Source organism: Massilia sp. Root418 (assembly GCF_001425265.1).
Lineage (GTDB): Bacteria > Pseudomonadota > Gammaproteobacteria > Burkholderiales > Burkholderiaceae_D > Rugamonas.
Map to the genome: position 1 here is coordinate 266,751 of NZ_LMEC01000023.1, position 14,058 is coordinate 280,808.

Consider the following 14,058-nt stretch of genomic DNA (forward strand, 5'->3'; position numbering starts at 1 on the left):
GGTTTGGCGGAAGATGCCAGAATCCGGACACTTCGTTTCAAAACTGGAACACCATGAACCTGAACGCCTTGCTCGACTTCACACTCGTCGCCTCCAGCCAGGGGCTCGGAAAGGCAAGCCGTGCGAGCGGCATCTCCAAAGCCACCTTGTCGCGCCACGTTTCCGAACTGGAGGAGCAAATGGGCGTGAGGCTGGTCGAGCGCAGCGCGCGCGGCCTGGTACTCACCGAGGCCGGCCGCATGCTGCTGGCGCGGACCGAAGGGCCGCTGGGCGAGGTGGCCGAGGCGATGACGGCTGCCCGCGATGGCGTCTCGACGCCGCGCGGGCGCTTGCGTGTAGCGGCTCCCGTCCTGTTCTCGCAGCTGGCCATGGGGCGCATCGGCGCGGAATTCTGCGCGGCCTACCCGGAAGTCGTCATCGAAGTGGTCGCGGAGGATAGGGTGGTGGACCTCGCGGAGGAGCAGTTCGATGCCGCCATCCGCATCAACCCGAGTCCGGACAGCAGCCTGGTCGGCCGCTGCTTCGCCAAGGACCGGCTGGTGGTGGTGGCGGCGCCCGGCATTCCCAAGCCATTGCCGGGCGCAACCCGGCAGGTTCCGGCCATCGTGTCGCCGGCTTTTCAGCCCACCCAGTGGAACCTCGACGGCGGGCAGCTGGTCCTGGAACCTGTGCCCCGGCTGTGGTTCTCGTCATTCCTGATGATACGGGATGCCGCTATCGCCGGCGGCGGCGCAGCGCTCATCCCGCAGTCCATTGCGTGGAGCCAGCTCTCGCGCGGTGAGCTGGTCCAATGGGGCACGGCATCGGATGCGGAGGCTGAGCTCTGGGTCTTGCACACGTCGAGGCGCCTTGCCGCGCCCAAGGTGCGCGCCTTTGTCGATTTCATGTGCGCCAGGTATCCGGACTTGTCTCTGGTACTCAAGGGATAGCAGACATCCCGCTTAAAAAAATATTTTCAAACGCGCGAATCCTTTCGTGCCTCCGGGCCCTCTTGTTGGCAGACCCTGTCAACGAAAGGAAAAGATATGTCCGGATACCAGAGCCCAGAAGACTTGTCCATGGCGAAAGAGCTCATCCACCTGGCGCCGGTGGAGGCGAAGGCGTTTCTCGGGCTGAAGGCGGCCGCCGAACGTGCCGATGGCGCCATCCCCGAGAAATACCGCGAATTGATTTCCATCGCGGTGGCGCTGACCACGCAGTGCTCCTACTGCATCGATGCGCACGCGAAGAATGCCGCCAGGGCAGGGGCGACGCGCGAGGAAATCGCCGAAGTGGTATTCATCGCCTCCGCCCTGCGCGCCGGCGCGGCTGTCGGCCACGGCCTGCTCGCATTGCGGCTCTTTGACGAAGCGCCGTCGCCCCGCTAGCGAAGCGGCTTTGCTGGTATTCTTTGCGCTCCAATAAGACCAGCAGACCGCCATGACGCTCCGACGTGCTATCGCATTGATCCTGCCCGCTCTTTTCGCCAGGGACGCCGTGTGCGGCCCCACGGTGGAAGACCGCACGCTGGAGCGTCCCGAAGGACCACGGCAGTATCTCGTCGCGCAGCCGGGCGGCGCGGGCAGGGAATTGCGGCCGACGGTCATCCTGCTGCACGGGCACGGCTCCTCTGCGGCCTGGATGCTGGGGCGCGACATGTTTGCGGGATACCGCTCGCGGTCCTGGATGGCGTTGGCGGAACGCGAGCATATCCTGCTGCTGGCGCCCGCCGGGCTGAAAGGCAGCGACGGCAAGAACGCGTGGAACGATTGCCGCGGCGACGCCCCCAGCAATGCCACATCGGACGACGTGGGATTCATCTCGGCGCTGATGGACGCGGCAGTCAAGGAGCTGGGCGCGGACCCGCAGCGCATCTACGTATTCGGCAGCTCCAACGGCGGCGGCATGGCTTACCGGCTGGCTATCGAAAGCGGCGCCAGGCTGGCCGCCATCGGCGTGCAAAGCGCCTTGATGCCGGCGCAAAGCCGCTGCCGCCAGCCGGCGCACCCCTTGCCGGTCCTGCTCATGCACGGCACGCAAGACCAGATCGCGCCGTATGCCGGAGGCCAGGTGGGCGGCTGGGGCTTGAAAGGGCGGGGCTCCGGCGTCAGCGTCGACGCCTCGGTCGAGCTATGGCGCGCGCTGGCGCAACTGCCGGACGCGCCGTCGCGCTACCAGTTCCCGCACCTGCAGCAGTCCGATCCGACTTCGGCCACCCGCATCGTGTGGGGAAATGACCCCCAGGGTGTGCAGGTCGAACTGCTCAGGATAGACGGCGGCGGGCACGCGCCGCCTTCCAGGGCGGAGCCGCTGCCGTGGCTGCTGCGCAAGGTGCTCGGCGACAGCAACCGCGACGTGGACTGGGCGGAAGAGGCCTGGTCCTTCTTCAAGGACAAGCGCCGCGCCGGCCCTGGCGTGGGGCTGTAGAATGCGGGCATGCTGACTATTTCGAGAATACTGCACGCGGGCTATGTGTTTGAGTGCGAGGGGACGCAGATCGCTTTCGACACGATCTTCGAGAATCCCTTCAGCCGCAATTGCCACGCCTTCCCGGACGTGCGCTTCGACCACGAACAGATCCGCCGCCAGCGGTTCGCGGCCGTCTTCATCTCGCACTTCCACGACGACCACTGCTCGCTGGAGAGCCTGGACCTGCTGGACCGCGCCACGCCGCTGTACATCTACTGCATTTTCGAGGAGCTGTTCGACATGGTGCGCCAGCTCGGCTTCAGCAATGTGCGGCAGCTGCAGCTGAACGTGCCGGTGCAGGTGGGGCCGTTCGAGGTGATCCCGCGCGAGGCCATGGATGCGGATGTGGATTCCATGTTCCAGGTGAAGGCGGCCGGCATGAATGTGCTCAACGTGGTCGACTCCTGGATCGACGACGGCACGCTGGCCCAGCTTGCGCAGGCAGGCCCGTGGGACATGGTGCTGTGGCCTTTCCAGACCATGCGCGAGATCGAAGTGCTGCAGCCTTCGCGCTCCGCCGCCGCGCCGCCGGCGCTGCCGGAGGAGTGGGTCGCGCAGCTCAAGGTGCTCAATCCGCGCTACGTGGTGCCGAGTTCCTGCCAGTTCCTGCAGGAGCCCTGGTCCTGGTACAACCGCGCCTTCTTCCCGATCAGCTACAGCCAGTTCACGCGGGAGGTAAGCGAGGCGCTGCCCCAGGCGCAGGTGGTGCGGCTAAATCCTTCGGTGTCGGTGCGGCTGGACGCGGACGGCCTGCACGCCGCGCCGCCGCTGCCCTGGATTGTGCCGGTGGGCGAGCAGGAGGTGGACTACCAGTATGAAGGCAACGCCGCGCCGCCGCGCACCGCCGACATCGCGCGCCATTTCGCGCCGCTCACGCCCGAACAGACCGCGCGCGTGCTGGATTACTGCCGCGCGGGCCTGCCGGCAAAGTATGGCGATGTGGAAGCGTCCTCCGGCTACTTCGATCAGCCGCGCTACTGGCAGCTCACGGTCTATGACCATGCGGGGCAGGGCACGCAGTTCCGCTACCGGCTTGAGGGCGGCGCGGCCGCGCTTGCGGACGGCAGCGACGCGCCGCTGGGCTGGACCACGGAAATCCCCGCCGCCAAGCTGTACGGCGCGCTGGCGCTGGGCGAGTCGCTGACGTCGATGTACATGCGCATCAACGACGCGGTGTTCGACCCCGCCACCGAAGGTGATTTGGCCGAGGCCGACGTAGTTGACGACCCCTTGATCCGCTGCCTGTTCAGCGACACTTTCGGCGCCTACCAGGCCGCCCAGCTGCGCCGCCTGCTGGCGCGCTGACCCGCCTGCTATTTGCCCAGCAAGGCCAGCGACCGCTCCCAGTCGCCGTTCCAGTCGTACAGGAAATCGTGCGACTTGAAGGCGCGTTTCAGGGAGCCGATCGGCACGCCGTACACGTCGTGCAGGCCGAGCGCCAGGGTCACCGGGTTCCACACTGCGTTGCGCTTGGACTTCCTGGCGCTGGCTTTCACGCGCGCGCCGTCGTCGCCGAAGATGCCGATGGCGTCGTCCAGCGCCTTGTCCAGGTCCAGCCTGGCCAGCCGCCCGAACGCGGCCAGCACCTCGGCCTTGGGGATGCCGGACTGCGATTCGCGCGCAGTGTCCACCTTGGGCGGCCTGGCCGCTTCTTCGGCTTCGTGCTTGATGCGCCCGGCCAGCTTTTCCACTTCCTTCTTCAGGAAGCGCAGTTCGTGCAGCGCGCGCCGGAAGCCCGGCTCTGGCAGGCGCGTGACGATCTTATAGGCGTCCTTGGTGATGGTGATCAGCACGTCCTCGCTGCCGGCCGCCAGGCGCTGCGTGTCGCCCTCGTAGAAGATGGGCGCCGCGTAGCCGCCGTTGGCGTCGCCGAACAGCTCGGGATAGGCCGCGTCGTAGTCCAGCCACACATAGGGCGTGAGCCCTTGCTCGATCAGCCGCGCCAGTGTCCAGGGCGTGGCGGTCTGCTGTTCCAGCCAGGCGCAGGCTTCGGCGGTGGTGGCCCGGAAAGGCAGGTCTGGCGTTGCGCTGCTCGTACTCATAATTCTTTCTGCGAAATAGTTTTGTGCGGCGCACAAATGTGTGTTACACTTGCGTCTTCGGTGGAGTTCTGAACCCCGCCGAGCCCTGGGAGACGAGCAATGCCGCGTGTGTAAAGCTGCGAAGCACTCAAGTCGGATGGGGATTGTAGTTCAAGATACGATAGTCGGTTTACACATTGGAGGCACCACGCAGATAGCATGGGCGTCCGAAGCTCCGGCACCGCGCAGATAGCACGGGCCAAGCAGCGATTGTAGCATTATTGGCAATACATTGAAACGAAGCCCGCAGCAAGCGGGCTTTTTTTTTCCCACCTCCCGTCCTCCCCGTTGGTCCCCGAATTGGCGCAGCAGCGCCCACACAGGAGTAAATGCATGGCTAAAGAAGAACTGATTGAAATGAGTGGCGTCGTGTCCGAAGCGTTGCCGGAACTGCGTTTCCGCGTAGACCTGGACAACGGCCACAAGCTGATCGCCTATACCTCGGGCAAAATGCAGAAGAACCACATCCGCATCCTGGCGGGTGACAAGGTGACGCTGGAATTGTCGCCGTACGACCTGAGCAAGGGCCGTATCATTTTCCGCCACATCGAAAAACGCGGCCCAGCGCCTGCGCAAGGCTTCCCGCGCCGCCGCTAGGCGGCCCTGCGGGCCGGCCTCAGGCCGCGCCCGGCTTCACACCTTGAAGAAGGCCACCAGCTCCTGCAGCGTTTCAGCCTGCGCGCTGAGCTCTTCGGCGGTGGCCGCCAGTTGCTCGGACGAGGCGGCATTGGTTTGCGTCGACTGGGCGAGCTGGCTCATGGCCTGGTTGATCTGGCCGATGCCCGTGCTCTGCTCGTCCGACGCGGCGCTGATTTCCTGCACCAGGCTGGACGTCTTGCCGATGGCCGGCACAATCTCCTCCAGCAATCCCCCCGCCTGCACCGCCATGCCAACGCTGGCGTGCGCCGTCTCGCCGATTTCCTGCGCCGCCACCTGGCTGCGCTCGGCCAGCTTGCGCACCTCCGCCGCCACCACCGCGAATCCCTTGCCATGCTCGCCCGCGCGCGCCGCCTCGATGGCTGCGTTCAGCGCCAGCAGGTTGGTCTGGTAGGCGATATCGTCGATGATGGCGATGCGCTTGGCGATCTGCTGCATCGCCGCCGCCGTTTCCGCCACCGCGCCGCCGCCGGCCTGTGCCTTGCTGGCGGCGTCCCCCGCGAGCTCCGCCGTCACCCTGGCGTTGGCCGAATTCTGCTGCACCGAAGCCGTCATCTGCTCCACCGAGGCGCTGGTCTGCTCCACGCCGGCCGCCTGCTCGCTGGAGCTTTGGCTGAGCGACTGGGCGGTGGCGCTGGTCTGGTTGGCGGCCTCGCTGATGCCGTCGGCCGCCTCGCGTACCCGGCTCACCGTGTCGGCCAGGCGCTCCACCATCAGCTTGAGCGAGCGCGCCATGCTGCCGGCATCGCGCGGCGCCAGCGCGATGCGCTGCTGCAGGTCGCCCTCGGCCACTTTCAGCAGTACCGCGTTCACGTAGGCCGGTTCGCCGCCCAGCTGGCGGATCAGGTGGCGGCTGATGGCCCAGCCGACCAGGCCGGCCAGCAGGGCAATGGCCGCCACGCTGGCGCCCATCAGGTTGCGGGTCCGGCGCTGCTGCGCAATGCGGTCGTCGATCAGCGCACCGAGCTGGCCCAGGCCGGCGTACACCGCTTCGAACTGGGTATCGATGGCGCGCGTGGTGAAGGCGATGTAGTCGGGCGGCGGGTACTCGATGGCGGCGGCTGCCACCACTTTTTCGCGCGCCAGCTGCGACGCTTCCTGCGCCATCTGCATGGCCTTGCCCACCATGGCGCCCAGCTTGCGCTCGACGGCGCCATTGGCGTCGTAGCTTTTCTGGAAGGAGCGGGTGGCGCTGTCGATGGCCAGCCTTTCCTGCGCCAGCAGGCCATACATGGCGGCGCGGCCGTCGATGTCGATCTGTTTCGCCGCCAGGATGCCGGCGCCCCTGGCGCGCAGCTGGCCGGTGCTTTCGGCCAGCTGCGGCAGGTCGAACAGCACGCCGCGCATCAGGTAGTAGCTGTCGGCGTCCGGGTCCAGCGCCAGGCCGTAGCGGTCCGCCACGCCCTCCAGCAACAGCAGCAGCACTTCGCACAGCGCAGTGTGGGCCTGGTAGCTGTCCGCCGTGCTCAGCGAGCGTGACGCCACCCGCGCCTGCAGCGACTGCCAGTCGCTGCGCACTTGCGCCAGCAGCTTGCCGGTGGCGCGGCTGTCGCCTTTGAGCAGGGTTTCCACTTCGGCCAGCGTGCGGTCCACCTCGCCGGCCTTGGCGCTGCGCTGGTCGGCCAGCTGGCCGCTGGTGACAAACGCGGCCGACAAGCCGCGGTGCTGCTGTACCCGCTGCAGCAGGCGCATGGCGGCTTCGCTGGGCGCCACCCCGCTGCGCTCGGTGGCCGAGTAGTCGATGTTTTTGTTGCTGCTGTCGAGGAAGAGAACCAGAGGCGGGAGAACCAGCAATATGCCCATCATGCCGAGCAGTGCGAAGCGCTGCCACAATTTCATGCTGTTCAGTAGTCTGGTCACATTGCCTCCTCAGCGTGGTTCAGCCCGTGGTTCAGCCGGTGGTTCAGGGTAGCACTTGCAGCGCGATGCCGGAAGCCATGCCCGGCGCGTGATACACCCGCTGTGTTGCTTTTTTGAAGTCCTCCGGCTTGGCGCGCGGGATATCCATGAACGTCTGCGGGTTCAGGTCCACCAGCGGGAACCATGAGCTCTGCACCTGCACCATGATGCGGTGGCCGCGCCGGAAGGTGTGGTTGACATCGCCGATGCTGTAGTTCAGCGCTTCCACCTTGCCCGGCACGAAAGGCTCGGCCTGCTCGAAGCTGTGGCGGAATTTGCCGCGCAGGGGATTGCCGCGCACCAGCTGCTGGTAGCCCGCCATGTTCACCTGCGGCGCGCCGACGTCGTGTTCTTCGTCCTTGGCGGCTTCCGGTTTCGGATAGTCGTCCGGATAGACGTCGATCAGCTTGACCACCCAGTCGGCGTCGGTGCCGCTGGTGGAGACGAACAGCCGGGGCGACACGGTGCCCGCCACTGTCACGTCCTCTTCCAGCACCGCGCTGCGGTAGACCAGCACGTCCGGCCGCGTGGCGGCGAAGCGCTGGTCGGACACCATGTACTCCTTGGGCACGCCGGTGGCCGGGTAGCCGATGTAGGGCACCGGCCTGGCCGGGTCGCTCACGTATTCGTCGTAGCCCGCGCCGGTGATGCTTGCCGCGGCGGCGGCCGGCTGCTGCCAGCTCAGGGTGCCGTTGGGGCCGAAGTACAGCGTGCGTGCCTTCGCCTGCTGCGGCGGCCAGGTGCTGTAGCTGCGCCAGACGTTGCTGCCGGTCTCGAAGGCGCGCACGTTGGGCGCGGCCTTGGCATCCTTGGCATCCTTCAGGTGCTGCTCGAAGAAGGGCAGCAGGATGTGCTGGCGGAAGTAGTCCGAGGTCTTCGCGTCGAAGCGCACGTGGCCCAGGCGCTTGCCCTCGTCGGCCGCCCAGCCGCCGTGCACCCACGGGCCGATCACCAGGCCGTTGTAGATGGCGGGGTTGTTGCGCTTGATGGACTGGTAGGTGGTGAACGGGCCTTGCAGGTCTTCCGCGTCGTACCAGCCGCCCACGGTCAGCACCGCAGCCTTGATGTTCTTCAGGTGCGGCGCGATGTTGCGGCTCTGCCAGAACGCGTCGTAGGTGCTGTGCGCCACGTTGGGCCAGAACAGCGCGCGCTGCTTGTCCGTCATGGTGGCGCCGATGTTCTCCAGCGTGCGGTGCTTCAGGAAGAAGTCATAGCCGTCGCTTACGCCGTAGTCGAAATCGTTCCAGGTGGCCGGCAGCGGCGTGGGGTTCTGTTCTTCCGTGAAGGCGGCATAGAAGTCGAAGTTCGCCGCCAGCATGAAGGCGCCGCCGTGGTAGGAATCGTCTCCCATGTACAGGTCGGTGACCGGCGCCTGCGGCGAGGCGGCCCTGATGGCCGGGTGCGAATCGATGATGCTGGCCGAGGTGTAGAAGCCGGGATAGGAGATGCCGTGGATGCCGACCTTGCCGTTATTGTTGGGCACGTTCTTGAGCAGCCATTCCACCGTGTCGTACATGTCCTGGCTCTCGTTGCCTTCGCCCGGCTGGCGCCGGCTGTTGACGTGCGGCGTCATTTCCTGCCACTTGCCTTCCGACATGAAGCGTCCGCGCACGTCCTGCTTGACGAAGATGTAGCCGCTGGTTTCAAACTCGCGCGAGGGGCCGATGTGCTTGGGGTAGAAGTCCACGCCATAGCGCAGCTTCTCGTCCACCGTCACGCCCGCGCTGTAGGGCGTGCGCTGCATCAGGAAGGGATAGCGTCTGGACGTATCCTTGGGCACGTAGACCGTGGTGAACAGGCGCACGCCATCGCGCATGGGGATGCGGTATTCGTACTTGGTGTAGTGCTCGCGCACCGAGTAGGTATCGGCGGCGGGAGCGGGAGCGTCCTCGCGCGTGGCACGGGCCGCAGCCTCGGCGGCGTGGGCGGTCTGGAAGGCCAGCAGCAGGGCAATGGCCAGGGCGGAAAGAGGGGAGCGCAGTGCAGTCATGGGCGGTCACAAAGTCGGGGCTGAGCCCGGCAGTGTAACCCGCCCCGCGCGCATCTTGCCGATTTGCTTGGTTCGCTTGGTTTGCTTAGTTTGAATACGCGTTGCGCTGGCGCTCCTGGAACTTGAGCCGGTCCAGCTTGGCCGCGTACAGGTCGTGGTCTTTGCGCGTGGTGCTGTTGTCCATGGCCAGCTTCATGTGCTTGTCCGCGGTCTTGAGGTCGTTCAGGTAGTAGGACGCCACCGCCAGCCAGAAGTGGAACTCGTGGTAGTAGGGGGCGCGGTCCACTTCGCGCGCAAACAGGTTGCGCGCTTTGCGGTAGTCGCCTTCCTGCATGGCTTTCTGGCCCAGGCTGAAGTAATGGAAGGGCGGATTCGGCTCCAGCCGCGCCAGATGCTCGCGCAGCGCCGTGGCTTCCTGCGTGCGGCCCAGGTTGTCCAGCACCTGCACCAGGTTGAACATGGCGATGGTGTTATTGGGCTGCAGCTGCTGGGCGTAGCGCAGCGCCGCTTCGGCCTGCGGCAGTTGTCCGTGGTGCTGGTAGACGATGGCCAGCGTGTTGTAGGAACTGAAGAAGGTGGGGTCGGCCAGGGTGGCTTTGCGCGCCCACCAGTAGGCGCGGTTCAGTTCCTTGCGCGCCAGCGACTCGGCGGCGCGGTTGTTCATGAACATGGCCACGATGCGCTCTTCGGGGATGACCGTGGCCACCATGCGGCTGGTTTCGGCCGGCGGTTCGAAGTCCACCACCATGTACTGGTTGGGCTCCACGCTGTGCACGTCCTTCATGCGCGGCTTGCCCAGCACCAGGTTCACGTGGCCGCTGGCGAAGTACAGATTGCCGCTGCGGCTCCAGGTTTCCTCGGTGGTGATGGATTGATATTGCACCGACATATCCATTTCACGCGCCATGGCTGCCGTCATCACCACCAGCGAGAGGCAGTTGCCGCGCCGCGCCTCGAAAGTCTGGGCCGCGTTGCGCGTCATGCTGGCGTCGTATTCAAGCTGGAGCTGGTCGCGCTTGTACAGCGCATCGAACAGGATCAGCTGGGGCTCGCGCCGGGCGCGCGAGTACTTCAGCGTGTGCGCATACTTTTTCATCTCGTCCGTGAGGGCGAAAATCTGGCCGGCGTTGATGTCGGCGTCGGGCTGGCCGAACAGCTGGTCCTGGAACAGCTGCGGCGGTGGCGGAGGAGGGGCGACGGAGGCGCAGCCGGCGAGCAGCTGGGATGCCAGCAGGGAAAAGAGCAGGGCAGCAAAGCGTTTCATGGTACACCTCCATGAAACAAGTATCCTCGGCTGCTTTGCCACTGTCAAACGGCAATTATGCGGCGCTGCCGCACGGCGGGTTACGCACTGCGTGCTAACCCGCCCTACGAATCTCAACCCGGACTGGGGCCGTAGGGCGGGTTAGGCCGCAGGCCGTAACCCGCCGTGTCAGGCCAGCGGCTTGGCCTCCACCGCTTGGCCGGCGGCATCGAAGCGCTGCGCCACGGACACCGCGTGCAGGCCGATGGTGGCCAGCGCGTCGGCGATGTCGTCCACTTCCAGCTGCAGGTCGCAGCCGAGGTCGATCGGCTTGTCGCAGGACAGCAGCACGCTGTTGCCGGCGCCGTACAGGTTCACGCGCAGCACCATGTCGCCGCGCACGTCGGCCGGGGCGATCACGGCGCTGGCGCCCGGATGTGCCTGCAGCGCCTGGCCCAGCTTGGCCATCATGTCCAGCATGGCGTACTCGGCCTGCGCCTGTTCCTTGGCGCCGTAGAACAAGTCCTGGTACAGGAAGTTCAGCTCCAGCGGGCGCGCGCCGGCCAGGCAGCGCTGCACCAGCGGCGCGGCGTTCAGCGTCCACTGGCGGTAGCGCTCCATGCGCGCGGCGTAGTAATCGTCCTGCTCTTGCTCGCCTTCCGGCGCCTGGTAGAAGGCATCGTCCGCGCGCTTGAGCGCGAAGCCCAGCAGGAAGCGCAGCTCCACCGCCGTGTCGTCCGCGCCGAAGGCGGTCGGCGCCCAGCCGCCCATGCTGCGCTCCAGCGCCGGCGCGGCATGCATTTTCTTTTCCGTCATGGAGGTGGCCGCTTCGCGCACCATGGCGTTGAGCTGGCTGTAGCTGACGCGGTCGATCTCGTCCAGGTCGTAGGCGTGCTGCACCAGCACCACCTTGGCCTTGGGGCTTTCCAGGCCGTCCTTGGTGAAGCTGTGCAGCAGTGCTTCGAAGGCCGCCTCGTCCTGGAATTCCTGCGCCTGCACCAAGCCGCCCGTGCTGTGCACGAACACGGGGATGGCGAAAGCATTGATCTCGATGTCGGGCTGGCCTTCGCGGCGGATCAGCACCGTGCCGGCCGCCTCCTCCACGGTTTCGCGCAGCAGGCGGTAGGCGTCCACGTCCTCGAAGCGGGCCAGTTCGATGGCGCTGTAGAGCAGCTCGTCCTTCTTCTGCTGCACGTATTTGCGCACCTGGCGCGGGAACTCGGCGGCTTTCTGGCGCAGCTCGGCGCTCAGCTGTTCGCCGTCTTCCTGTTCGGCCAGTTCTAGCGCGGCGGCGCACAGCGCCTCGGCCAGGAATTCTTCTTTTTCTTCGGGTGGGGTGCTGTTCTTGCGGGGAGCGGGGCGCTTATTTTTAGGCATGTGTGCGCAGAGGGCGTATTTAGTGTTCGGTATGGAAAGTTTCGTGCAGTTCGTCGAGCAGGTCGGCGGTTTCGTCCTCGGACAGGCCGAGGTGGGCGCAGGCGGTTTCGCCGCCTTTTTCCCACTCCAGCGAGGGGCCGTAGCCGTGGAAGCGCTGGATGGCCTTGTCGGCCAGCACCGAGAGCGCTACCAGCGAACGCACCGCGTCGTCGGTGGCGTCGTCGTCCATGACGGCGTAGTCGTGATGATGCAGGATGGCCCACGACACGTCCGGCGACAAGCCCCAGTTGCGCGCCAGCAGGCAGCCGATGGCGGCGTGGTTGGTGCTGTGGCGGGCGTCTTCCACTAATGTGAACTTGTGCTCGGCGTCGCGGCTGGCGATGGCGAAGGTGTCTTTATAGTCGGGGAAACGGCTCATCAGCAGCGGCACGCCGATGTCGCAGAACAGGCCGAAAGTGTGGGCGATGTCGGGCGGCGCGATGCGCAGCCGGCGCGAGGTGAACACCAGCGCCTGGGCGCGGCGGGCCGAGGTTTCCCAAAAGCTGTCCAGGTTGCCGTCCTTGCCGTCGATGGCCTGGCGCGCCAGCAGCCCGGTCAGCAGCGCGGCGCACTGGTTGATACCCAGGAAATTGATGGCTTGTTCCACCGACTTGGCCTTGCGCGCGGCGCCGAAGAAGGGCGAATTGGCCAGCTTCAGCAGGGCGCCCGACATGCCCACGTCGTTGCCGATGATGCGGGCAATGCGGCGCGGCGACGGGTCGGACTCGGCCAACTCCCTTTGCAGGTCGACCAGCAGGCTGGGGCGCGGCGGTATGCGGATCGAGCGCAGCAGGGCGTCTTCTACCGTGGAAGCGATTACCGGGGCTGGGGCAGCGACTGAGTTCATGATTGGTTGGGGGCGGGTCCGCACGAAGTGCTGATTATCGCTTGTTAAGCATTGCTATAGCGCAAAATTCCGAGAAAAAAGTGTAAATGGGGCGTGGGCGGAACGAAACATTGGCAGTTGTGCACCGGGCAAACGCGGCCCGGGCGCGCTACTATTGTGCTTATGACTACTTTCATCGCCGGGATAGATTTTAGCGCACCTTCGCACGAGGTGGCGCCGCAGCTCATCGGGGTGACGGTGCTGGTGAACGGGGTAGGCGGGCGCATCGTCGAAACCGAGGCCTATGACATGACGGAGCCGGCCTCCCACACCTTCAGCGGGCCGAGCGCGCGCAACGCGTCGATGTTCGGGCCGCCGGGGCATGCGTATGTGTACCTCTCGCACGGCATACACTGGTGTTTGAACTTCGTGTGTCGTGAGCCGGGACATGGCGCCGGGGTGCTGATCCGCGCCATCGAGCCGCTGGCGGGACTGGACGCGATGCGGGTGCGGCGCGGCGGCGAGGACGTGCGCATGCTGTGCTCCGGGCCGGGCAAGCTGTGCCAGGCCATGGCGGTCACGCGCGCACACAACGGACTGACGTTGACGGCGCCGCCGTTCGAACTGGTGGCGCGCCCGGCGCCGCCGGCGTTGGCCGTGGGCCCGCGCATCGGCATCTCAAAGGCGGTGGAGCTGCCGTGGCGCTTCGGCGAGGCCGGCTCGCGCTTCCTGAGCCGGCCGTTCCGTTGAGTTGCGGGGACGCGGGCATGGCGGGTTACGCTTCGCTAACCCGCCCTACGTGTGATACGCGTGATATCCGTGATACCCGTGATACCCGTGATATGCGTGATATGCGTGATATGCGTAGGGCGGGTTAGGGCGCAGCCCGTAACCCGCCTGCCGGCCGCTGGCGCTGTCAGCTCGACCCTCTTTCTGCACCGCGTCTTGCCCCACACACTAGCATTCCCGTTTAGAAGGACACTTCCGAAAGGTGTGATGTCACCTACGGAGGTTTTGTATGAAGCGGGAACGCAGGAATTTCACAGAAGAGTTTAAACGAGAAGCGGTCAGGTTGGTCAGCCAGCCCGGTGCTACCAAGACAGGTATCGCCCGTGATCTTGGTCGGCCCCAATTTGCTTGGTCAATGGTGCCGCGGCGCCGAAGGCATTGGCAGCTCCAAGGCCGCAGGAACAGAGAAGGTGACCCTGGCAAACGTGAAGTGGAAAACCAAGGGCTACTGCGCTCAATTCGTATCAGCCACGAAGCAACGAGCGAGGATTTTCAGAACCTGCTCGAAACCCACGGCATCGTATGCAGCATGAGCCGAAGGGGAAATTGTTGGGACAATGCCGCGATGGAGAGTTTTTTCTCGACGCAGACACTCAACACTGGGCTACGTCAGCCCGGTACAATTCGAAGCCCAAACACTTAAATGCGCCTAAGCGAAGTGTCCGTTGAATCGGGGGAATGCCATCCTTCATTTAAAAACTTATGGTAA

At 65.6% G+C, this 14,058-nt stretch carries 12 protein-coding genes and 2 pseudogenes; 8 read left to right on the forward strand and 6 right to left on the reverse strand.

Going from position 1 to position 14,058, the window contains the following annotated elements; genetic code table 11:
* Positions 1–53: 53 nt before the first annotated feature.
* The 4 genes from ASC94_RS24630 to ASC94_RS24645 all read left to right on the forward strand — a co-directional run bounded on the left by ASC94_RS24630 (position 54) and on the right by ASC94_RS24645 (position 3,753).
* The gene (locus tag ASC94_RS24630; RefSeq protein ID WP_056402161.1) at positions 54–929 is read left to right on the forward strand and encodes a LysR family transcriptional regulator; all 876 of its coding nucleotides are present in this window, start codon (positions 54–56) and stop codon (positions 927–929) included.
* Positions 930–1,058: 129 nt separating this feature from the next.
* Positions 1,059–1,367, forward strand: a complete 309-nt coding sequence (locus tag ASC94_RS24635; RefSeq protein ID WP_229417393.1) for a carboxymuconolactone decarboxylase family protein — start codon at positions 1,059–1,061, stop codon at positions 1,365–1,367.
* Between the two features lie 52 nt (positions 1,368–1,419).
* Positions 1,420–2,406: a PHB depolymerase family esterase gene (locus tag ASC94_RS24640; protein ID WP_082616815.1), complete on the forward strand. Its 987-nt coding sequence runs from the start codon at positions 1,420–1,422 to the stop codon at positions 2,404–2,406.
* A gap of 9 nt (positions 2,407–2,415) precedes the next feature.
* On the forward strand, positions 2,416–3,753 hold the full coding sequence (locus ASC94_RS24645) for an MBL fold metallo-hydrolase (RefSeq protein WP_056402166.1): 1,338 nt from the start codon (positions 2,416–2,418) through the stop codon (positions 3,751–3,753).
* Positions 3,754–3,761: 8 nt separating this feature from the next.
* Here the strand turns inward: ASC94_RS24645 and ASC94_RS24650 are convergent, their stop codons facing one another.
* Positions 3,762–4,490, reverse strand: coding sequence for a hypothetical protein (locus ASC94_RS24650; RefSeq protein WP_056402169.1), 729 nt, complete (start codon positions 4,488–4,490; stop codon positions 3,762–3,764).
* A gap of 372 nt (positions 4,491–4,862) precedes the next feature.
* Between ASC94_RS24650 and infA the strand changes: the two genes are divergently transcribed.
* Positions 4,863–5,126 (forward strand): translation initiation factor IF-1, encoded by a 264-nt coding sequence (infA, locus tag ASC94_RS24655; RefSeq protein ID WP_056402172.1) that lies wholly within the window; start codon positions 4,863–4,865, stop codon positions 5,124–5,126.
* A gap of 36 nt (positions 5,127–5,162) precedes the next feature.
* Here the strand turns inward: infA and ASC94_RS33035 are convergent, their stop codons facing one another.
* The 5 genes from ASC94_RS33035 to ASC94_RS24680 all read right to left on the reverse strand — a co-directional run bounded on the left by ASC94_RS33035 (position 5,163) and on the right by ASC94_RS24680 (position 12,581).
* Positions 5,163–7,046, reverse strand: a complete 1,884-nt coding sequence (locus ASC94_RS33035; RefSeq protein ID WP_162251450.1) for a methyl-accepting chemotaxis protein — start codon at positions 7,044–7,046, stop codon at positions 5,163–5,165.
* A gap of 43 nt (positions 7,047–7,089) precedes the next feature.
* Positions 7,090–9,075 carry a CocE/NonD family hydrolase gene (locus tag ASC94_RS24665; RefSeq protein WP_056402178.1) on the reverse strand — a complete coding sequence of 662 codons (1,986 nt, stop codon included), beginning with the start codon at positions 9,073–9,075 and terminating at the stop codon, positions 7,090–7,092.
* 85 nt (positions 9,076–9,160) lie between these two features.
* Positions 9,161–10,339 carry a tetratricopeptide repeat protein gene (locus ASC94_RS24670; RefSeq protein WP_056402181.1) on the reverse strand — a complete coding sequence of 393 codons (1,179 nt, stop codon included), beginning with the start codon at positions 10,337–10,339 and terminating at the stop codon, positions 9,161–9,163.
* Between the two features lie 168 nt (positions 10,340–10,507).
* Positions 10,508–11,695 carry a DUF2863 family protein gene (locus tag ASC94_RS24675; protein WP_056402184.1) on the reverse strand — a complete coding sequence of 396 codons (1,188 nt, stop codon included), beginning with the start codon at positions 11,693–11,695 and terminating at the stop codon, positions 10,508–10,510.
* Positions 11,696–11,714: 19 nt separating this feature from the next.
* A complete protein-coding gene (locus tag ASC94_RS24680; RefSeq protein ID WP_056402187.1) occupies positions 11,715–12,581 on the reverse strand; it encodes an HDOD domain-containing protein in 867 nt (288 codons plus the stop codon).
* Positions 12,582–12,743: 162 nt separating this feature from the next.
* Between ASC94_RS24680 and ASC94_RS24685 the strand changes: the two genes are divergently transcribed.
* The 3 genes and pseudogenes from ASC94_RS24685 to ASC94_RS32060 form a co-directional block, all read left to right on the forward strand.
* The gene (locus tag ASC94_RS24685; protein WP_056402189.1) at positions 12,744–13,310 is read left to right on the forward strand and encodes a DNA-3-methyladenine glycosylase; all 567 of its coding nucleotides are present in this window, start codon (positions 12,744–12,746) and stop codon (positions 13,308–13,310) included.
* A 268-nt stretch (positions 13,311–13,578) separates the two neighbouring features.
* Positions 13,579–13,674 (forward strand): annotated as a pseudogene (locus ASC94_RS34375) (transposase); the annotation flags it as partial.
* 153 nt (positions 13,675–13,827) lie between these two features.
* Positions 13,828–14,002: pseudogene (locus ASC94_RS32060) on the forward strand (IS3 family transposase); the annotation flags it as partial.
* Between the last annotated feature and the right edge of the window lie 56 nt (positions 14,003–14,058).